This is a genomic window from Brevibacillus brevis, from assembly GCF_022026395.1.
Lineage (GTDB): Bacteria > Bacillota > Bacilli > Brevibacillales > Brevibacillaceae > Brevibacillus.
Window position 1 is genome coordinate 5,227,463 of sequence record NZ_CP041767.1, and the last position, 19,310, is coordinate 5,246,772.

The window sequence follows — 19,310 nt, forward strand, 5'->3', positions numbered from 1 at the left end:
TTTATGTAACATTCCTTTTTTTACCACGTCACATAGGCAAAGGGGGAATAACAAAAGATGAGAAAAATCGTGAAAACCAGTGGCATTACCATATTGGTTGCATCCCTGATCGGATGCAGCTCAAGCGTACAGTTCGTATCAAGAAGTGAAAGCGAAAATAAACCAGCAGCAGAGCAAGGTCAAAGCAATCAAGTAGCCTCCAGTCCAAGTCCTCCCAGCCAACTAGCTGATTATGCGCTGAAAAAATCGGTCAATCCCCTCCCCAATGACATGTACTTCAAAGATTACGGCACCAACCAATTTGTTTCTACAGCGAAGGACCGTCTGTCTACTTTTGCCGCTGATGTGGACACTGCCTCTTACACCATAATGCGCAATTTTATTAAAGACGGGAATCTCCCGCCAGCAGAAGCCATTCGGGTGGAGGAATTCATCAACTTCTTCCCCACTTCGTATCCTGTGCCAACCGATCAGACATTTGCGATCCAGGCCGAAAGTGGCCCCTCTCCTTTTCAAACAAATCTTCAAGTAGTCCGAATCGGGATCAAAGGAAAGGAATTACGCGCAGAAGAGCGCAAACCCGCTCATCTCGTTTTTGTCATTGACGTATCTGGCTCGATGAATCGCGAAAACCGATTAGAGCTGGTGAAAAAAAGCTTACATGTTCTCGTTGATCAACTCCAACCTACAGATTCAGTAGGGATCGTCGTCTATGGATCAGAGGGACGCGTTCTTTTGCCCCCAACCTCTACCGAAGACAAACAGGCGATTTTATCAGCCATCGAAAATCTGCAGCCCGAAGGCTCCACCAATGCAGAAGAGGGGCTGGTGCTCGGTTATGAAATGGCGGCCCGTTCCTTCAAGCCTACTACCATTAACAGGGTGATTTTATGCTCCGACGGAGTAGCCAATGTAGGCGAAACAGGAGCCGAGGGCATTTTGCGATCAATCGAGGACTATGCGCGAAAAGACATTTACTTGAGCACCTTTGGCTTTGGCATGGGGAATTACAACGATGTCCTGATGGAGCAGCTAGCGAACAAAGGAGAGGGCAACTACGCCTACATCGATACGTTCTCCGAGGCGCGCCGCATTTTTACGGAATCATTGACGAGCACCCTCCAAACGATCGCTCGTGACGTAAAAATCCAAGTAGAATTCGATCCTAAGAAGGTAGATTCGTATCGCTTGATCGGTTATGAGAACCGCGATGTCCGCGACAAAGATTTTCGCAACGACAAGACAGATGCAGGCGAGATCGGCGCAGGCCATAGTGTGACCGCTCTTTATGAAGTGAAGCTTGCTTCCCCTGCCCATACAGATCTCGGGACGGTTCGCGTGCGCTATCATAATGCCTCTTCCCAAAAAGTAGAGGAAATCTCCGAACCCGTAAAGGTGCAAAATGTCTTGTCTCCTGAGGTGACGTTCCTTGCTGCTGTAGCAGAATACGGGGAAATATTGCGGAAGAGTCCGCATGCCGAAAGAAGCTCCCTTGCCGATGTTCTCAAACTGGCGGAAGCCACAGCCACTGGAGAGGAACAGCTCGAATTTGTCCGCTTGGTTAAAGACAGCATGGCAATCAGCAGGAACTAATGCCTGTTCCTATGCTTTAGTGTCTCGCCTGTACCTCATCCAAATATAAACCATCATTCCAATCGCCGAACCGATTAGCAAAAATGTGATGCCATAATGACGTATATAAACGACGACCTTGAGCCACTCTTTCTCAAGCGCCCGTCCCAGCAGTAAAAAAGTGACACTCCAAAGAAATGCACCAGCGTAAGCAAATAAAGCGAATCGTCGAAACCCCATCGTAGAGACTCCTGCCAAATAGGCGGTAATATGGCGGACACCAGGCAAAAAATAGCCGATGAGTAACAAGTATGGACCGTACTTGGCAAACAGCTTTTGGGTCGACTCTATTCTTTTCGGCGTAATATGCAAGTACGGTCCAACCTTCATAAGCAAAGGCAGCCCCCACTTCCACGCGATGGTATAGCTGATCGTAATCCCTACTGCCGCTCCCAAAAAGGCACTCAGCACCGTCAACGGCATGTGCAAAACACCGCGGGAAACTGCATAGCCAGCGTACGTCATGAGTACCTCATCGGGTATGGGGAGCCCTACAACACCGAGTGTGAGCGAAAAAAAGATGCCGACATATCCATATTTCATTAAAAAAAGATCCAAATGCTGCTCCACGTCTACCTCCAGAAATGTTGTCCTATTTCATTGTATTCTCTCCCTATTCTTTGACATTCTGGCTTTTTTACAAAAATGCATCCCAAAGCGTATGGTATCCTTAAAAAAATCTTATTTCCTTTTTCAGGTGATGCCATGAACTATATGGAGCAAATAACTTATGCCCTCTCTTTTATCGAAAAGCAGTTAACGGAAAAAGTCACTCTTGATGAAGTGGCATCAGCCGCTGGATATTCCAAGTATCATTTTCAACGCTTGTTCTTTCACGTGACAGGAGAAACTGTGGGCCAATACATTTCGAAGAGACGCTTGACTGAGGCTGCCAAAACGCTGTTACTGGAACAAAAGAGCGTAACGGAGGTCGCCTTTACATATGGCTTTGATTCCCACGAAGCCTTTACTCGTGCTTTTACCAAACGCTTTGGTCTTCCTCCTTCTGCCCTCCGTCGATCTGGAAAAATGCCGCGGTACACCATGCTGGAGCGTATTGAGCTATCATATTTGGAAAATATTCAGCTGCAATCGATTGAGCCCGTCTATGTCCCTGCCCACGAAGAATTGACCCTGATAGGCTGCTCCTCGGCTACCCGTTCGACCACAGATATTGTCCATTGCTGGAACCGACTGGGACAGAAAATCGCCATGCAGAAAAACCAGAAGCGTTATGGGGTTATTCGCTACCCGGACGCTTTCGGGCTTTCGTTGAACTTCGCCTATTTTGCTGGCATAAACAGTACGGAGCATGTTGGCTCAGACGGATTGGAATCGCTCACTCTGCCTGCATCTGGTTATCTTGTCTTCCCTCACAGAGGATCGGTGCAAAATCTCAAGCTGACGTATCAGTATATATACGGGAGCTGGATGACACACGCATCCGCATCCGATCAGCTTTATGCCCGATACGATTTTGAATATTATGATCATCGCTTTCTCGGGAATAACCATCCTGATTCGCTTTGTTTCATTTATATACCCGTTCTTGCACGAGAATAGTCAGTAGCGATTCGCATTTTCGATCAAGTTTTCCTCGTTTTCCTGTCGTACGCTGGACGTGTGAAAAGGAGTGAATCGAATGAAAGAACTGACCTATTTGACAGCAACGGAGATGGGCACTTGGATTCGCGAGCGGAAAATAAGCGCCGAGGAAGTTACCCGGCATACCTTTACAAGAATCGGCTCGCTTAATGGCAAAATAAACGCTATCGTCGCTTATGACGAGCAGGCTGCTCTCGAATCTGCGAAGCAAGCGGACAAAGAAATGGCGGAAGGCAACATTCGGGGGCCCCTTCACGGGGTGCCGATCACAATCAAGGATTCCTTTGCCACAGCCGGACTCCCCACTACTTCTGGCTTCCCCCCACTAAAAGGCTACATTCCGCAGTATGACGCAGCCATCGTCCGCAGACTGAAGCAGGCAGGAGCCGTTTTGATTGGCAAAACGAATGTTTCTACCCTGCTCATGGATCTCCAAACAGACAACGATATTTACGGCAGGACAAATAATCCGTGGAATACGGAGAGGACTTCGGGAGGGAGCAGCGGAGGCTCGGCAGCCGCAGTTGCCGCAGGACTTTCTTATTTGGATATCGGGAGTGACATCGGGGGATCGTTGCGCGTTCCCGCTCATTATTGTGGTGTGTTCAGCTTGAAGCCAACAGAAGGAGCCGTTCCGGCAACAGGACACATGCCCGGCTTTGAGGGAATGTCTGATTATACCTCGTCCCGACACTTGGCCTGCTACGGCCCTGTAGCCCGTTCGATCGAAGACTTGGAAGTGGCGTTTTCCATCATGAGTGGTGGAAACAGCAACGCTGGCTTGCCTCATGGACCACAAGTCTTGCCCCCTTCCCTCAAGGAACAGCCCCTGCACATTCGCTGGATGGAGGAGCTGCCCGGCTACCCGACGAGTCGAGCCATTCGCGATCAGTTGCGTCGCTTTGTCAAAGCACTGGAGCAACAAGGCATGCGCGTAGAACAAGTCACGGTACCACCTTTGGATGTACGCAAAGCTTGGGAAACATGGGGAAAAATCATCGACGCGGAGTTAAACTCCACGACGCCTACCCTTATGAGAGGATTGGCTCATCTCCTCACCATGCCGATCTATCGCCAGGTTCCCACGGCTACCATGCTCATCCCGCTGACGTTCAAAAACTACATGCGTGTCTTAACCATTCGGGAGCAGCTCATTCGCAGCTTCGAGCAATTTATGGCCGACTGTGACTTGTTCTTGTGTCCGGTCAGCTGCACGACAGCTTTCCCACATATGGCAAAATCGAAAATGTGGGGCTACAAGCCGCTTTACAACAAACCGCTGTACGTAGACGAGAACCCGCAAAACTACTGGGTCGCTACGACTTTTTATACGAATCTGTTTAATGTCACTGGAAGTCCGATCGTGACGATGCCAATTGGTTTTGATGAGCAAGGTCTTCCTATTGGCATACAGTGTGTGGGAAAGCGATGGCGTGATAGGGAATTACTACAGGGAGCGTCAAAATTGTATGCGACCTGCCCAGAGTGGCGGGCGCCTGAAATTTCTGTGGAGCCGCATTAAGAACAAATATTCCAGTCCAACTTGCATAAAGCCCCTTTCCTATGAAGAAAACTACCAGTGCGAACCCCATTTCTGGTAATGAGGAGGGCTTTATGCTTCCATTATTGAAAAAGCGCCTGACACTGATGCTTTCCCTGCTTTGTATGATGCTTCACCTGTCCGGCCTGTCCTATGCAAAAGAGACAGCAAACCCTCCATCTGTTCAACAGTCACCTCTCCTCCAATCGAAGTCGTTTCTTCAATCGCAGGAGAGGCTTGCCTATTCGCTTGGCATTCAAGCATACATCTACGGCTATCCATTAGTGATGTCCGCCAAAACGATGGAAGCCATGGTTAAAAGTCGTGCTCCGATCAACCAGTTTTACTATGCGGACACACTCGCTTCCCCAGCTTATCGGGATATTGTGACGCCGAACTCCGATACATTGTATATGAGCGCGTGGCTGGATTTGTCGGAGACGCCCGTCCGTTTGACTGTCCCTGCCAATCCGCAAAACCGCTACTATACCGTGCAAATGCTGGATGCGTACACGAATACGTTTCGCAATGTCTCCAATCGTTCCACCAAGCAGCAGGCCGGGCAATATATCATTGCAAGCCCACAATGGAAAGGGCCTACCCCTGCCCATATACCTGTGATCTACGCCCCTACGAATACCGTCTGGCTCATTGGTCGTGTCGAGGTAAAGGGTGAAGCTGATTTGCCGCAGGCTGTCTCGTTCGAAAAACAAATTGCGATTGCCCCTGTCCACCCAAAATTGCAAACGGCACATGTTCCCGAAACGCTTCCCCCAGATGTGCTGTCGTCCCTTTCCTTTTTTCAAGTCATGACGAAATGGATCCAGAGCAATCCTCCGCCCGAATGTGATCGCGTCTTGCTCGATCAATTTGCTCAAGTCGGGATCGATGTCCAAAAAGGCTTTGATCCTTCCGCACTCGGTCCAGCCAAACTTGCCGGCCTACAGCGTGCCTTGCGGGATACACCGTCTATTGTACAAAATGGCTTTCCCGGTTACGCCACCTTCCGTAATGGATGGGGCTCCTTTTCCCCCATCGGCACATATGGAAACCAGTTTCTCGCTCGTTCTTTTATCGCCTATTCCGGCATAGGGGCCAATGTGCCGAGCGAGGAAGCTTATTATCGCGCATTGACAGATGGCTCCGGAAAACCACTTACGGGAGCCAAAAGCTACACGTTGCATTTTACAAAGGAACAGCTTCCCAAGACGTCTGCTTTCTGGTCGATCAACGTCTATGACAACCAGTTGTTTTTAGCCAAAACAGCGGCTGATCGCGCATCGGTTCGCAGCAATACAGGAACGCTTGCGTACAATCCGGATGGTTCCCTTGACCTGTATTTGCAACAGCAACCGCCCAAAGGCAAGGAAGGCAACTGGCTCCCTCTCCCGGAAGGAGAGTTCAATCTCGTTTTGCGGATATTTGCACCGGAGCCTGCAACGCTAGACAATCAGCACGCTTGGCCCGCTGTCATGGAAAGCAACCCAATACCGTAACAGAACGCAAAAGGCACCGCCCCATCGTGAGCGGTGCCTACTATATTGAGTCTGTTACTTCTTCAAATCTTCAATGGAATTGATCTCCATGTAGGTTGGAACAGCCAATCCCAACTTGGTTCCTTGCAGGTTCGGACCGAGGTCCTCTACGTCTTTCCCCAGCTTTTCCATGTAGTCTGCGTGCGTCGTTGGCAGCCAAGCTGCTACCATTCCATCCACATCGCCGTTCGATACACCGACCCACATTGGTCCAGCTTCTACTTGGCTCATTTCCACCTTGTATTTCAACTTTTGCTCCAGGACCGTCTTCACCACATTCGTACTGGCGATCTCAGAATCCCACGCGACATAGGCGAGCGTCAATTTTTTGCCTTCTGCTGGCTGGATGCCTTCTACCCACTTGTTGACGGTAGCCTCATTATTTTTCACCCATTCGGCTGCTGCCTCTTCCGGCTTTTTGCCGCTCTCAATATCGAGCATCACTTTTTCCATGTCCGCAGGTGTCCATGAAAACTTGTCGAGGAACGCATACGCGCTTGGGTGTTCCTCCTTCAGTCCTTTGCGCACGATGGTATGAATTTGTTCATCCTTCCCGAAGACGCCTTTCGGGTCGTCGAGGTATTTCATTTCGAACTTAGAGAACATCCAGTGCGGTGTCCAACCAGTTACAATAATTGGCTTTTTGTCTTTGTAGGCTTGTGTCAGAGCTGCCGTCATCGCTGCGCTGGAACCCTCCACCAGTTCCCAATCTTTCAGATCGTAGTCTTTCATGGCTTTTTCCGTTGCTTTCATCAGACCAGCGCCAGGATCGATTCCGATAATTTTATGATCCACTTGTGCTCCAACGCTATTTGGTGCAGACGTACCCGTATTGCCCTCGGCAGGCTGATTTCCCTGCGGTGTTCCCGCGTTTGAACATCCTGCCATCACCATACTGAGTCCGAGTGCGACTGCCAGCCCTTTCAAGGCACCTTTTTTCATTTTCATGAAAACCCCTCCTACGCGTTTTTTCTCTTTCCAACACTTTGCGTGAGTCGATCCAGCAGAATCGCCAAAATAACGATGGCCAGCCCCGCCTCAAAACCTTCACCGATCTTGATCTGCGTTACGGCACGATACACGTCCGCCCCCAAGCCTTTCGCCCCAATCATGGAGGCAATCACGACCATGGACAGCGCGAGCATAATGCTCTGGTTAATCCCGGCCATCATTGTCGTCTTGGCAATCGGCAGTTGTACCTTCGTCAGCTTTTGCCAGTAGGTAGAACCGAACGCTTCAGAAGCCTCGATCAGATCGGCAGGAACTTGACGAATTCCCAGGTTGGTCAGACGGATTGTCGGTGGCATCGCAAAAATGACAGAAGCGATAACCCCTGGTACTTTACCGAGTCCGAAGAAAAAGATGGCAGGAATCAAGTACACAAACGCCGGCATCGTCTGCATGAAATCAAGCAGCGGTGTGACGACCTTTTGCACAGAATCATTCTTCGCGCACCAGACACCGACCGGAATCCCGATAATCACCGAGATCAACCCTGCCGTCAATACTAGCGCAAGTGTTTCCATTGAGTGCTCCCAATAACCCAAATTCTGAATCAGAAGAAGTCCAATGAAGGTAAAAAGAGCAATTGCCACTTTGCCAGCGCGATACGCCAACAGCGTAAACAAAATGATCAAGACCCAAAACGGGATTCCTGTTAGAATCCATGAAAACAAGTCAACGGTTCCACCGATTCCAGCTGATATGAAGTCGAACAAGAAGCCCAAATTCTCTTCCAGTCCATCTACAATTGCCTCTACCCAACTGTCGAGCGGCAGCTTTGGAAATAGTTGGTTTTGACTCATGATGGATTCACCTGCCCCTCTTCATTCGTTGCCTCCGGAACTTGTTGATTTACTTTTCCAGCCAATCCACCCAGGACGGCACCTTTTACAATCACGCCCAACAGACGATTTTGTTCCCCGGTAACCGCCACAGGAATATCTGAAAACGCAACAAGGTCAAACATCTCATTGAGCAGTGTCTGCGGTCCGACAGTCGGTACCTCTGTTCGCAGTACGGATTCCAGCGACTGTCCTGCTTCCTTGGCTCCGTTTACCGCGTCTGCCGTTAGCACACCCAGCAATGTTTTTCGTTTATCCACTACGTACAGACTTGATACACCGCGCTCACGCATCATTTGCAGTGCGACGCGAGGTCCTCTGTCCAGTGTGATCGTCTCCGCTCGCTTCATGACTTTTTCAGCGGACAACACCTTGGAACGATCCACATCCTCTACGAAGCGTTCTACGTATTCGTTTGCTGGATTGGTCATGATTTCTTCCGGCGAGCCGATCTGCACGATCGCACCGTCTTTCATCAGAGCAATTCGATCCCCGATCTTCAATGCTTCGTCCAGATCATGCGTAATGAAAATAATGGTCTTCTGCATGGTGCTCTGCAGTTCCAACAGCTCATCCTGCATGTCCTTGCGAATTAACGGGTCCAAGGCACTGAACGCCTCATCCATCAACAGCACATCAGGTTCATTCGCGAGTGCACGAGCGAGACCCACACGCTGCTGCATCCCGCCACTCAGCTGATCCGGGTAGCTTGCTTCCCAACCGCCGAGTCCGACGAGTGCGAGTGACTTTTTCGCTTTTGCCTCACGCTCGGCTTTTGGCATTCCTTGAATCTCCAGGCCGTACTCCGCATTTTCAAGTACTGTCCTGTGCGGGAACAAGGCGAACTTTTGAAATACCATGCCCAGCTTCTTTCTTCTTACGTCCTGTAACTGCTCGGTGTTCATACTGACGATATCCGTACCGTCAATCAGGATTTTGCCTTCTGTTGGTTCAATCAACCGGTTCAACAATCGAACCAAGGTCGACTTCCCGCTTCCCGAAAGCCCCATGATGACGAAAATTTCGCCTGCATGCACCTCAAAACTCGCTTGATTCACCCCAAGGGTAAGACCCGTTTCCTTCAAGATTTCTTGCTTGGTCTTCCCCTGCTTCACCTGGGACAATGCGCGTTGGGGTTGGCGTCCAAAGATTTTGGTCAAATTCTCTACTTTGATCTTGGGCATATGGTCACCTCCAACTATTACGCCCGGCATCCGGACTGTTCTTTACCCTTACAATTGTAACCAGCCAATTTTTTTACCTCAAACTGGGTGAGGCATGATAATCCGTCATTTTCAGCGTTCAGAAAAAACTTTACGTACTTTACTTCCTGTATTCTCAGTTTATCACGTATATACTGTACAACATCTCCATTTACTTTTTTCTTTTGGAGACGTACAATTCTAGTCAGGTTACTAAGACTAGAGGAGCTGCTTTTTTCAAAATGGATACCAATCAGGAAAAAATCCTCGAAAAAGCTCAGGAACGCGTGATTGAAACGCTCGCTCGCAACATGGATCTGTATGGAATCACCATGTCAACGGGATTGCTGTATGGCACATTGCTCTTTCAGGACAAGTCAATGACACTCGATGAGATGGGCGAAGCACTGGGCATGAGCAAAACCAGCATGAGCACCGGCGTCCGCACATTGATGGACTTAAATATGGTAGAAAAGATATGGAAAAAAGGGACGCGGAAAGATCATTACGAGGTCAATCTGGACTGGTACCAAAACTTCATCGACCTCTTTTCCGTGAAGTGGCGACACGCCTGCGAACATAATGTACACGCCTTGAAAAAGTCGCTCCTGGAGCTTCGCGCTCTTCAGCAATCAGAAGAGCTTTCGGAAGAAGTCAGCGAGCGTGTGGAGCTCAGTATCAAGCGCATTGAAAATGGGTTGGAGTATTATTTGTGGCTGTCCCGTTTGATCGACTCCTTCGAATCACATGATATCTTTCAGTTTGTACCGAAAAAGGAAAATGAATCATAAGACGTTCTCAATTGAAAAAGACTCGTTCCTTGCAATAGGAATGAGTCTTTTTTGTGGTACAATTATCCAAAGCGGATTCACGCTCTTCTAAGATGAAAGGAGTGGTCAGTTATGAAAAAGGACAGAAATCAACGTTCTTATAAAGCTGTGCGTGTACCAAACAACCAAAAAGGGGAACACCAACGCTAACCCCCTTTCACCTAGGAGGAAATGGATTGATTCGGAAAACAGCTCTGCTGATTATTGATGCACAGGTAGGTATTATCGAAGGGCAATTTGGTCCTGTTTTTCAGCCGGCTACACTTGTCCAAACATTGAAAAAAGTAAGAGAAGATGCCTATAGCAAGGATATTCCTGTGCTGTACGTTCAGGATGCGGATGTCGGAGAAGTCGGTTCAGACGACTTTGCCATCCACCCTGAGATCGCACCTCTGCCATCAGAAACAGTGATTCAAAAACTAGCGACAGACTCGTTTCACGGAACAGACCTGCACGAAAAGCTACAAGCACTCGGGATTAACCACCTAGTCATCATGGGATGCAAAACCGAGTTTTGTATCGACAGCGCCTGCCGCAAAGCGACGACACTCGGCTATGATGTAACGCTCGTCAAAGACGGGCATTCTACATCGGACAATAAGGTATTGTCAGCGGAACAAATCATCGCCCATCACAATACTTGCTTGCATGGATTGGGAAATATTGAGCCATTTATTTTGGTGCGGGAATCTACGGAAGATGTCTTCGCCCCTACCCATGATACTTACCGCTAATATTTTGCTGAATTTCTCGAAACCGTCTATTCAGGCGGTTTCTTGTTTTGTTCTGCTTGCGATTGGGCCTTGCTATAATGAAAGAAATGAATCAGCCTAATTAAAGGAGAAACCATGTCGACGACTATCGCTATACCAAGATTGGGAGTAGGAGCTGTCATCCTAAACGACAAGAATGAGATTTTGCTGGTTTTACGAAACAGAGATCCAGAAAAGAATACGTGGAGTATTCCCGGGGGAAAAGTTGATCCCTATGAACAGCTAGAGACGAGTGTCATCCGGGAAATCAAAGAAGAAGTCAATCTCGATGTCGAGGTAAAGGCTCTGCTTTGTACCGCAGAAACCATCCGCCCGGAAAGTGCCGAGCATTGGGTTTCAGTTATTTACGAGGTCACGATCCTGAGTGGAGAAGCACGCAATTTAGAGGAAGGCGGGGCGATTGGAGACATGCGCTGGTTTTCGTTCGATGCCCTTCCGTCGAATCTGGCTTGCTTCGCCGTACCAGCTATTGAGCATTTGCAAAACCGGAACCGTTCATAAAAAGCAAAACGGACAGTTGCCCCTGTGGCCTGTCCGTTTTTTCTGAAGAAGATTTTATTCCCCTTTTCGGATGATCTCTTGCACTCTCCCAACCTGTCCATCCGTCAAACGAACCTTGATTCCATGTGGATGAGTACTGGAGTTCGTCAAGATATCCTTAACGATCCCGCTGGTGCGCTTGCCTGTGCGTTGGTCCTGCTTCAATACAATCTCGACTTCAAGCCCCGCTGCGATATCTTTTCGATTTTTTCCGTTCATTTTTCCCTTCTCCTTTTTTCGTTCTATGTCCCGCTATGATATAATCGACAAACAAATCCATCTCACCGGAGGAATCCATGCTTACTTTTGAAGAAAAACTAGCGATTATTGAATCTTTTCCACAACTGACTCGGAATGACGTCTCCCTGAAACGGGTTAATTTTCATTATGAGGAAAGCCTTCATGACAAAAAGACGGTGGTCTATCATCTGCATCCGAACGGCAACGGGTTTGTGTTTGCCGCGTTTTTGAAGGGCTACCAAAAAGACGACAAGGGCTATGTCAACATCCGTGATTTCTCGGCGGACGAGCTGCGCAAGGTAGTGGAGGCTTCAATCCAATCCCTCTCTGTGAAACGTGAACCAGCTCCAAAAGCTACCAGTTCAGCTGAACAATTGGAGCAAACATGGGTTGACAAGCAAAACCGCACGCTCTTGTTGCAACAGGAAGACGCGCTGTGGAACGTATACCACGGAATGAATCTGGAAGCTTCCTTTGAATCGTACGTAGAAGCGGAGCAGTATCTGATTGAAGAAGGATTTTCCCTACAACAATAAGCCTTTCCTCCTCCCTGCTACATGTACCATACCAAATCGTAGACGTTTTGATCAAATCGGCGCAGGCGATCCGACTGCTTGCGCCATCCCAACACAGGGAGGCGATACTTCATGATCAAGTACAGAGAAACGCTTCTTGCAAATATCCATAAACAGATTGAGACGTGGTACGACCAGGAGGTTCCCGTCCCTCATGATGATCTTTATCGATTTCTCCATTCGTTGAAGGGAACTGCGGGGACGATTGGATTGAACGACCTATCTGATCTGTCTCAACTCCTTCTGGGTCAAATGGATGACATGCCTGCCAAGGATTGGTCGCTCGGTGAATGGCGATTGTTTTTGCAAGAGTTGATCAGCTTGTGTTACGAACAGCAGCCGGAACAGGAAGTTTTTATCGAGAACTCCACTCTCCAACTGGAATCCCCTTGTGAGCAACAGCCTTTGGTCCTCATCCTGGATGATGACGTCACCCTGCTGATGTATCTAAAGGAATATTTAGAAAACCACAATTGGTCTGTCATCGCAACGGTCTATCCTCATAAGGCTCTCGACTATTTTCACGACATGAACCCTGACTGCTTCATTCTGGATTTGAACATCCCGGAAACGGGCGGCTTCCAAGTGATGCAGACGATTAGCGAAAAAATTAAGAAGCAATACGTGCCTACGACCATCATCAGCATTGATTGCGAACGGGAGACCCGTCTGAATGCCTATCGTTTGGGCGCAGATGACGTCATGAGCAAACCGCTTGATATGGAAGAGTTGGTCGTACGCCTCGAACGCCAGCTTCGCCGGAAGCGCTGGATGAACAGCATCTTGTTTTTGGACGAGCTCACGGGTGTCAACAATCGGAATTCTTTTGTTGATACGTACCAACGGCTTCTTTCTGATGCCCAGCGAACCAACACCCCCTTCTCTCTGGCATTTTTAGATATCGATTTTTTCAAAGGGGTCAATGATACATACGGTCATCTGATTGGAGACGAGGTTCTGACTCGTTTTGCTGCTTTCATTGGGCAGAGCGCGGAAAAACATGATGTAATATTCCGGTACGGCGGAGAGGAATTCATCCTGCTGATGCCACGTACGACTGTAGAGACAGGAAAGATGCGCCTGGAGCAGATGCTCTCTGCTTTTTGTTCGCTTACGTTTGAGGCTTCTGGAGGAACGTTTTCTTTGAGCTTTTCCGGTGGAATCGTACAAGTAGATGATCCTCATAAACCGCATACGTATTGGGTAGAAGCTGCAGACACTGCTTTGTATGCGGCCAAAAATGCGGGGCGGCGCCGGATAGAAACCGCTCAAATCACAGAGACGCATGATCCCCCTAAGGTAAAACTGAAGGTCGCGATTATCGATGACGATCCGATGATTCGCGTGATGCTTGCCGATTCCATCCAAACCTGTTTTGACGGTTGGATGCACGTCGACATCCAGACTTTCGAAGAAGGAGCAGCTTTCTTTGACTCCTCTTGGCATCAGGGACAAGAGCCTTATCTCGTCATTTTAGACGGGATGATGCCACAGATGGATGGCCTCGAGGTTCTAAAGAAAATCCGGAATTTGCCGAATGCCAAGAAATATACGGTGATCATGCTAACAGGCCGTACGGAAGAGCAAGACATAGTCCGTGCCCTTCAGCTCGGTGCTGACGACTATATGACCAAGCCATTTCGTACGCGCGAACTGGATGCTCGCATCACACGACTGGTTAAGCGAATGTTGTAAGGAGGTAGCTAGATGGCAACCATTATGCTGGCCGAAGACGAAGCCGTGTTACGCATGTTAATTGGCGACACACTCGAAGACGAGGGACACGAGCTCGACATCGCTTGCGATGGAGAGGAAGCTCTGCAAAAAATCGGCCAAAATGAGTACGACTTGATTATTTTAGATTATATGATGCCAAGGCTGACAGGCTTTGAAGTATTGCAGCAGCTCAAACAGATGGACGATAAAAAGGCAGTCAAGGTCCTGATCCTCTCAGCAAAAAGTCAACATGCCGAACAGGAGAAAATGCGTGCAGCTGGTGCTGATGACTTCATGCCGAAGCCCTTTAGCCCGATGGATCTTGTGCGGAAAGTGGAGGAAATGCTCGCATGACGGGGTTCTTGGCGTTTATCAGAAAAAGCATCACACGTCGCTTCATAGCGATGATGCTTCTTTTTCTGTTACTTCTGATTGCGGGCGCTGGCATCGTTCAAGATTTGAATAGCAACGCATTAACCCATTATCAGACGGAGATATACAATACCAAGGAAAAACAAAATTTGGTCGCAGACATCGCTGAGCACACGAACCAGATCTTTTTTCGCGCAAGGGGTTATTACGCTTTTTTGAGCCCATCTGAATACAATGAGCTATTTGTTGAAAAAAAGAAGCTGGAACAAGCGCTGGATGAATTTAAGAAGCTCCCGCTCAATGATGAGGAGAAAGCGCTTGTCGCTTCGATCGAATCTTTCTTCACGAACTTTTTTGCCAATGTGTTTCCTACTTTTTCGAGTTATGCAAAGAACGGAGACTTTGAATCCCTGCGAAAAGCTTCGGCCAGTGGCGTGAATCAGGAAGTAAACAACCTGCTTAAATACGCCGGGCGGTATCAGGAAGAGCACGATCAGCTTTTGTATACGAAAAACCAACTACTGTTCGAAGAGTTGTCACAGCTAAGCACCTGGTTTCTCGTGTACTCGCTGATGGTGCTGGTGATCATGATAGTAGTCACCATTCAAACTACGCGGGATATCGGCAGGCCGTTGGTTCGTCTATCCCAAAATGCTGAACAGTTCGCTAATGGCGGTACACCTCTTTTGCAGGATTTGAACAGGATTGACGAAATTGGTAGACTCTCCCGCTCCCTCGACTATTTGATCAGGCAAATTCAAGCCAAAGAAGAAGTGCTCATGGCGCAAAACGAAGAGCTGCAAGCCCAGCAGGATGAACTGATGATGCAGCAAGAAGAGTTACAAGAAGCATTGGGCAAGATGGAGGAAAACGAACGGTACTTGGAAAAGAAAAACCGTTTCATCCTCTCTTTGTCGAATACGCTGGATAAAGATGAGCTGCTGTCCAGTATCATTTGCAATATAACTGAAGTCATGGATGCCGATAAAGGTGTCATCGTCATGTTGAACACTGACAGGGACGCAGCTAGCTTTGGCGTTTCCCAAAACGGTCTGGAGCAATTGCGCAAAGGAATGGATGATGGTCCATTCGTGCGAATCAGGGAAACGGGCCTGCCGTATGTCCTGATTCGCGAAAGTACTGACGCTGAGCGCGGCTACACGGAGGAAATGTCACAAACATTTGAGCTTTACCTCCCAGTATTAGATGCCCAGCAAACAATCGTTGCATGTATCATCATCTCCCGGATCGGTCGAAAATTCACGAATCAGGAGCTACAAGTCATCATCGGAATAGCCAAGCAGATTTCCTTGGCACTCGACAAGCTCGCGATGTACGAGGAGACAGAACGGCAACGTAAAATGACGCAGGATATGCTCGATTCTGTTCAAGAAGGCATTCAGCTTATTGATCTGAGTGGAGAAACACTTCAGGTGAACTGGAATTTTTGTGAGCTCTTGTGTTACGACCATCAACTCGCTTCGCAAGGGTTTGACTTGGAACAGTTCCTTTCCCATCTACAGAGTCGAACCTCTGAGCCTGATCGGCTGATTCAATATGTCAAATCTGTCGTTTTAGACGAAGGTGCCGTTCCTTCAGGCAGTATTGTGTTTCAGATAACCGGACCGCAAGTACGCTACATTCAGCTCTATGCAGAGCCACTGTACCGGAACCAAGAGAAATGGAGTACCTTGCTCGTTTATCGTGACTTCACCAAGGAATACGAGATCGACCAAATGAAATCGGAATTCGTCAGTACGGTCAGCCATGAGCTGCGTACTCCTCTCGCCAGCGTACTTGGCTTTGCGGAGCTGCTGTTAACGAAAAAGCTCAAGCCGGAACGTCAACAGCGGTACATAGCGACCATTTATCAAGAAGCTACTCGCCTGACTGCACTAATCAACGATTTCTTGGATTTGCAACGCATGGAATCCGGCAGACAGACTTATGAGCTAGAGAATGTTGCCATTGATCAAGTGATTCGGGATATTTTCGAACTTCATCGAGTCCAGTCCCCTCTCCATCGGTTTGAACTCGATTTGCAAACGGAGCAAACCGTTGTTTATGGAGACCAAGCCAAGTTGCATCAAGTATTTTTGAATCTAATCAGTAATGCCGTCAAATACTCCCCGCATGGTGGTCATATCCGGGTGGGTTGTCGACAAGATGGCAATCGCTTGCTCGTGGAGGTCCAGGATGACGGGCTAGGCATTCCTTCCGAAGCCATCCCTCACCTGTTTACCAAATTTTATCGCGTAGATAACTCGGATCGTCGCGAGATTGGCGGTACTGGATTGGGTCTCGCCATTGTTCAGGAGATCGTCCATATGCACCATGGAGAAGTTTCCGTTACGTCCGAATCGGGTAAGGGTAGTACATTTACGGTTACTCTTCCATTGGCTGAGCACGCTTTGTCCCCTGGCTATCCAGCGGGAAGTGAGGAGGCAGTTTCTCCAACTGGTCAATGCAAAGGAAACGTTGTGATCGTCGAGGACGATTTAAACTTAACCGAACTGCTGCGTCATGAGTTAACATGCTCTGGATTCAGCGTCAATTCCTTCTCTACGGCGTCTGAGGCCGTAGCAGCAATCGAGGAGCTGCGACCGGATGCTGTCGTGCTTGACCTAAACTTGAAGGATGGCGAGAGTGGTTGGAAGGTCATTGAGGAGATACGCAACAACCCGGATTTACGAACCATTCCGATCGTGATCTCCAGTGCTTTTGAGGAAAAGAAAAAGGCATTTGATCTGGGGGCAACTGGTTATCTGATCAAGCCTTATCATCCAGATACCTTGTCTAAAGCGATTTTGCTGGCTATCACGAATCAAGAAGCCACAGGACAGATCTTCATTCCTGACGAACAGTAAAGATGGCCATGGGCAAAAGAGGCTGCGACGATGAAAGCGCGGCCTCTTTTTTTTACCTTCTACCAAAGAAAATCTTGGTATATTCATGCGCTTTCCATCACACATTAATAGAGGTTACTTTGTGCACTTTTGCCCTGCAAAGGAGGAGTTCATGTGTATTTCTCAAAAAAAGCAGTCGTTCCAATCGAAGAAGAGGAAACAGATGTATGGACGTGCAGTAACGAGGGCTGTACGTGCTGGATGAGAGATAACTTTTCCTTTGATAAGAGCCCGAACTGCCCCTTTTGCCATTCCAGTATGGTAAAGGACACGCGCATGCTACCGGTCCTAACCAATCACAGCAGCAAACGGAACTCGTAAGCCCTTCTTTTCTTTTTTCTTGCGGGTACTCTTCCTCTTCTCTACAATAAGCTCATGACGTACGAATGTTAGAGGAGTATGCCCATGAACCGAAAAGAAATGGAAGATCAAGTGATCCAAGCCTACCAGCGCGACGAGGGCATGATGATTCTTGTTTTTGCCCAATGGTGTGTGAATCACGGTCTAGATGCACGCGAATTATACCGCCGCGCTTATCCCGCTCAAGGGGAAAATGCGTTACTCGCTCAAATGCTGGACAATACCGTACCAAAGGAAGAAGCAGAGGACATTCCTGATGCGACTCTCCTTGGTGTATTGTCGCTGTTTGGCAATGACGATTTGGCGTTTGTGGTCAATGAAACCATCAATGAAATGAAAAAGAATCCGAAATAATGTATGAAAGCCATACTCGCGCGAAAGCTACACGCGCGGGTGTGGCTTTCTTTCTTTTTATCTTTTCCAGAATTCCCCTCCCCTGTCCAAATACGAATCAAAGAAAACTTTATTATCATAAATCCATTCACAGGTTATTGTTTGAGCGACAACGTCAGCCGACAAACGATGAAATGGAGAATATCGAAATGTATACAGATTCAAAAATCTTGAAATCTCTGTTTTACATCCAGCTCTTCTCAAGTTTTCTCGTTGTAGTCGGTCATTTCACGGCTTCTGCACTTTCTTTTACAGATCCGTTTTGGATCGTGGCCCTCAATCAGATCAGTCGCTACGGCACTGTCCTGTTGACGATCGCCACCGGTTATTTGACTGCTTATTCTTTTGAAGCCAAGAGCCCTACTGCTCGCGAGTTTTTTTCAGGGAAGCTTCTGTATATTTTTGTTCCCTATTTAGTATCTGGTGTCCTGTATCATTACTTGTTGAAAAAAGGGATGCCTGATACTGCCCAGGACTTTACGAACATTGTTTTAGGCAAAACGGGTGACCATCTGTACTTTGTGTTTATGATTTGTCAGTATTACGTTTTTGCCTATCTGTTTCGACGTGTGATCACGAAGCGCAACATTTTGTATGCTATTTGGATTCTGCTCGGTATTCAATACGTCTACATCAACTACATCCATCAGGGCTGGTTCGGGCTCACTACGCGTCATATGCTCCCGAGCTGGATTTTTACCCTGTACATGGGGCATATGTTGTATTGGTACCGTGAATCGATCCTTTCCTTTTTGCGAAACAACCGCTCGATCCTGACGCTGATGACGGGTGTTTCCACTGCGGCTGCGATGTTTTTTGTTGTCTCAAACAAGCTGTATGTGGCTGTGCATTTGACTTTTGTCTTCGCTACGCTTTTGTCGTTTCTCGTGCTCATGATCTTCTTTTTGGAACGCGTCGATCGTTTGCACATCAAGTTTCGAAAAGGGCTGACGTATTTTATTTTCTTGTTCCACTCTGCTTTTTTGATCATGTTCAAAGATTATTTGTTTGCGAAATACGGCGAGGTCGCTTGGCTGTTTGAAAACACGTGGTACTCGCTGTTGTACTTGCTCCTGATTATCGGCTGCAGTTGTCTGTTGGCACTCATGCTGGTCTGGCTGGTCAACAAGCTGGAGCGTATCTCCAAAACCATACGACAAACAAGCAGTCAGCTTTCCACTGGCAAATAAACAGTCACGTCCTTTTTCACAAAAAAATGACCTATTCATGATGCACGTCTGCTATCG

19 protein-coding genes are annotated in these 19,310 nt (G+C 48.0%); 14 read left to right on the forward strand and 5 right to left on the reverse strand.

Features of this window, described 5'->3' with window-relative positions; translation table 11 throughout:
* The first annotated feature begins 57 nt into the window (after window positions 1-57).
* Window positions 58-1,593, forward strand: coding sequence for a vWA domain-containing protein (locus tag FO446_RS24815; protein ID WP_221868899.1), 1,536 nt, complete (start codon window positions 58-60; stop codon window positions 1,591-1,593).
* Between the two features lie 9 nt (window positions 1,594-1,602).
* Here FO446_RS24815 and FO446_RS24820 read toward each other — a convergent pair whose 3' ends face one another.
* A complete protein-coding gene (locus FO446_RS24820) occupies window positions 1,603-2,214 on the reverse strand; it encodes a DedA family protein (RefSeq protein WP_221868912.1) in 612 nt (203 codons plus the stop codon).
* A 123-nt stretch (window positions 2,215-2,337) separates the two neighbouring features.
* On the opposite strand from FO446_RS24820, the gene FO446_RS24825 reads away from it, so the two are divergent.
* The 3 genes from FO446_RS24825 (at window position 2,338) to FO446_RS24835 (ending at window position 6,273) form a co-directional block, all read left to right on the forward strand.
* Window positions 2,338-3,195 carry an AraC family transcriptional regulator gene (locus tag FO446_RS24825; RefSeq protein WP_173612486.1) on the forward strand — a complete coding sequence of 286 codons (858 nt, stop codon included), beginning with the start codon at window positions 2,338-2,340 and terminating at the stop codon, window positions 3,193-3,195.
* A 79-nt stretch (window positions 3,196-3,274) separates the two neighbouring features.
* Window positions 3,275-4,759: an amidase gene (locus FO446_RS24830; RefSeq protein ID WP_237899384.1), complete on the forward strand. Its 1,485-nt coding sequence runs from the start codon at window positions 3,275-3,277 to the stop codon at window positions 4,757-4,759.
* Window positions 4,760-4,851: 92 nt separating this feature from the next.
* Window positions 4,852-6,273, forward strand: coding sequence for a DUF1254 domain-containing protein (locus FO446_RS24835; RefSeq protein WP_173612484.1), 1,422 nt, complete (start codon window positions 4,852-4,854; stop codon window positions 6,271-6,273).
* A gap of 54 nt (window positions 6,274-6,327) precedes the next feature.
* Here the strand turns inward: FO446_RS24835 and FO446_RS24840 are convergent, their stop codons facing one another.
* Genes FO446_RS24840 through FO446_RS24850 form a run of 3 tightly spaced genes read right to left on the reverse strand, consistent with a single transcriptional unit; the run spans window position 6,328 to window position 9,340 of the window.
* Window positions 6,328-7,254, reverse strand: a complete 927-nt coding sequence (locus FO446_RS24840; RefSeq protein ID WP_221868911.1) for a glycine betaine ABC transporter substrate-binding protein — start codon at window positions 7,252-7,254, stop codon at window positions 6,328-6,330.
* A gap of 17 nt (window positions 7,255-7,271) precedes the next feature.
* Window positions 7,272-8,117, reverse strand: a complete 846-nt coding sequence (locus tag FO446_RS24845) for an ABC transporter permease (protein WP_173612483.1) — start codon at window positions 8,115-8,117, stop codon at window positions 7,272-7,274.
* Window positions 8,114-9,340: a quaternary amine ABC transporter ATP-binding protein gene (locus tag FO446_RS24850; RefSeq protein WP_173612482.1), complete on the reverse strand. Its 1,227-nt coding sequence runs from the start codon at window positions 9,338-9,340 to the stop codon at window positions 8,114-8,116. Before FO446_RS24850 ends, FO446_RS24845 begins: the two co-directional genes overlap by 4 nt.
* A 260-nt stretch (window positions 9,341-9,600) precedes the next feature.
* Here FO446_RS24850 and FO446_RS24855 point away from each other — a divergent pair, with 260 nt between their 5' ends.
* The 3 genes from FO446_RS24855 (at window position 9,601) to FO446_RS24865 (ending at window position 11,462) form a co-directional block, all read left to right on the forward strand.
* Window positions 9,601-10,149 carry a GbsR/MarR family transcriptional regulator gene (locus tag FO446_RS24855; protein ID WP_237899386.1) on the forward strand — a complete coding sequence of 183 codons (549 nt, stop codon included), beginning with the start codon at window positions 9,601-9,603 and terminating at the stop codon, window positions 10,147-10,149.
* A 215-nt stretch (window positions 10,150-10,364) separates the two neighbouring features.
* Complete coding sequence (locus FO446_RS24860; protein WP_237899388.1) at window positions 10,365-10,922, forward strand: cysteine hydrolase family protein; 558 nt, start codon at window positions 10,365-10,367, stop codon at window positions 10,920-10,922.
* A gap of 114 nt (window positions 10,923-11,036) precedes the next feature.
* Window positions 11,037-11,462 carry an NUDIX domain-containing protein gene (locus FO446_RS24865; protein ID WP_173612479.1) on the forward strand — a complete coding sequence of 142 codons (426 nt, stop codon included), beginning with the start codon at window positions 11,037-11,039 and terminating at the stop codon, window positions 11,460-11,462.
* A gap of 54 nt (window positions 11,463-11,516) precedes the next feature.
* On the opposite strand, the gene FO446_RS24870 is transcribed toward FO446_RS24865, so the two are convergent.
* Window positions 11,517-11,720 (reverse strand): YwbE family protein, encoded by a 204-nt coding sequence (locus tag FO446_RS24870; protein ID WP_232774811.1) that lies wholly within the window; start codon window positions 11,718-11,720, stop codon window positions 11,517-11,519.
* Between the two features lie 77 nt (window positions 11,721-11,797).
* Between FO446_RS24870 and FO446_RS24875 the strand changes: the two genes are divergently transcribed.
* The 7 genes from FO446_RS24875 (at window position 11,798) to FO446_RS24905 (ending at window position 19,253) form a co-directional block, all read left to right on the forward strand.
* Entirely contained in the window at window positions 11,798-12,277 is a 480-nt protein-coding gene (locus FO446_RS24875) for a hypothetical protein (RefSeq protein WP_221868896.1), read from the forward strand.
* Window positions 12,278-12,388: 111 nt separating this feature from the next.
* Entirely contained in the window at window positions 12,389-14,011 is a 1,623-nt protein-coding gene (locus tag FO446_RS24880) for a response regulator (RefSeq protein ID WP_173612476.1), read from the forward strand.
* A 12-nt stretch (window positions 14,012-14,023) separates the two neighbouring features.
* Window positions 14,024-14,386: a response regulator transcription factor gene (locus FO446_RS24885; RefSeq protein ID WP_232774812.1), complete on the forward strand. Its 363-nt coding sequence runs from the start codon at window positions 14,024-14,026 to the stop codon at window positions 14,384-14,386.
* On the forward strand, window positions 14,383-17,271 hold the full coding sequence (locus FO446_RS24890) for an ATP-binding protein (RefSeq protein ID WP_237899391.1): 2,889 nt from the start codon (window positions 14,383-14,385) through the stop codon (window positions 17,269-17,271). The genes FO446_RS24885 and FO446_RS24890 overlap by 4 nt, the downstream gene beginning before the upstream one ends.
* Window positions 17,272-17,424: 153 nt before the next feature.
* A complete protein-coding gene (locus tag FO446_RS24895) occupies window positions 17,425-17,631 on the forward strand; it encodes a cold-shock protein (protein WP_173612474.1) in 207 nt (68 codons plus the stop codon).
* A gap of 84 nt (window positions 17,632-17,715) precedes the next feature.
* The gene (locus tag FO446_RS24900; protein ID WP_106785682.1) at window positions 17,716-18,024 is read left to right on the forward strand and encodes a hypothetical protein; all 309 of its coding nucleotides are present in this window, start codon (window positions 17,716-17,718) and stop codon (window positions 18,022-18,024) included.
* Between the two features lie 188 nt (window positions 18,025-18,212).
* Window positions 18,213-19,253 (forward strand): acyltransferase family protein, encoded by a 1,041-nt coding sequence (locus tag FO446_RS24905; RefSeq protein ID WP_237899392.1) that lies wholly within the window; start codon window positions 18,213-18,215, stop codon window positions 19,251-19,253.
* Window positions 19,254-19,310: the final 57 nt, after the last annotated feature.

Coding starts and splice junctions, on each gene's coding strand:
- FO446_RS24815 (WP_221868899.1), top strand. CDS start 58: ATGAGAAAAATCGTGAAAACCAGTGGCATTACCATATTGGTTGCATCC.
- FO446_RS24825 (WP_173612486.1), top strand. CDS start 2,338: ATGAACTATATGGAGCAAATAACTTATGCCCTCTCTTTTATCGAAAAG.
- FO446_RS24830 (WP_237899384.1), top strand. CDS start 3,275: ATGAAAGAACTGACCTATTTGACAGCAACGGAGATGGGCACTTGGATT.
- FO446_RS24835 (WP_173612484.1), top strand. CDS start 4,852: ATGCTTCCATTATTGAAAAAGCGCCTGACACTGATGCTTTCCCTGCTT.
- FO446_RS24840 (WP_221868911.1), bottom strand. CDS start 7,254: ATGAAAAAAGGTGCCTTGAAAGGGCTGGCAGTCGCACTCGGACTCAGT.
- FO446_RS24845 (WP_173612483.1), bottom strand. CDS start 8,117: ATGAGTCAAAACCAACTATTTCCAAAGCTGCCGCTCGACAGTTGGGTA.
- FO446_RS24850 (WP_173612482.1), bottom strand. CDS start 9,340: ATGCCCAAGATCAAAGTAGAGAATTTGACCAAAATCTTTGGACGCCAA.
- FO446_RS24855 (WP_237899386.1), top strand. CDS start 9,601: ATGGATACCAATCAGGAAAAAATCCTCGAAAAAGCTCAGGAACGCGTG.
- FO446_RS24865 (WP_173612479.1), top strand. CDS start 11,037: ATGTCGACGACTATCGCTATACCAAGATTGGGAGTAGGAGCTGTCATC.
- FO446_RS24870 (WP_232774811.1), bottom strand. CDS start 11,720: ATGAACGGAAAAAATCGAAAAGATATCGCAGCGGGGCTTGAAGTCGAG.
- FO446_RS24875 (WP_221868896.1), top strand. CDS start 11,798: ATGCTTACTTTTGAAGAAAAACTAGCGATTATTGAATCTTTTCCACAA.
- FO446_RS24880 (WP_173612476.1), top strand. CDS start 12,389: ATGATCAAGTACAGAGAAACGCTTCTTGCAAATATCCATAAACAGATT.
- FO446_RS24885 (WP_232774812.1), top strand. CDS start 14,024: ATGGCAACCATTATGCTGGCCGAAGACGAAGCCGTGTTACGCATGTTA.
- FO446_RS24890 (WP_237899391.1), top strand. CDS start 14,383: ATGACGGGGTTCTTGGCGTTTATCAGAAAAAGCATCACACGTCGCTTC.
- FO446_RS24900 (WP_106785682.1), top strand. CDS start 17,716: ATGAACCGAAAAGAAATGGAAGATCAAGTGATCCAAGCCTACCAGCGC.
- FO446_RS24905 (WP_237899392.1), top strand. CDS start 18,213: ATGTATACAGATTCAAAAATCTTGAAATCTCTGTTTTACATCCAGCTC.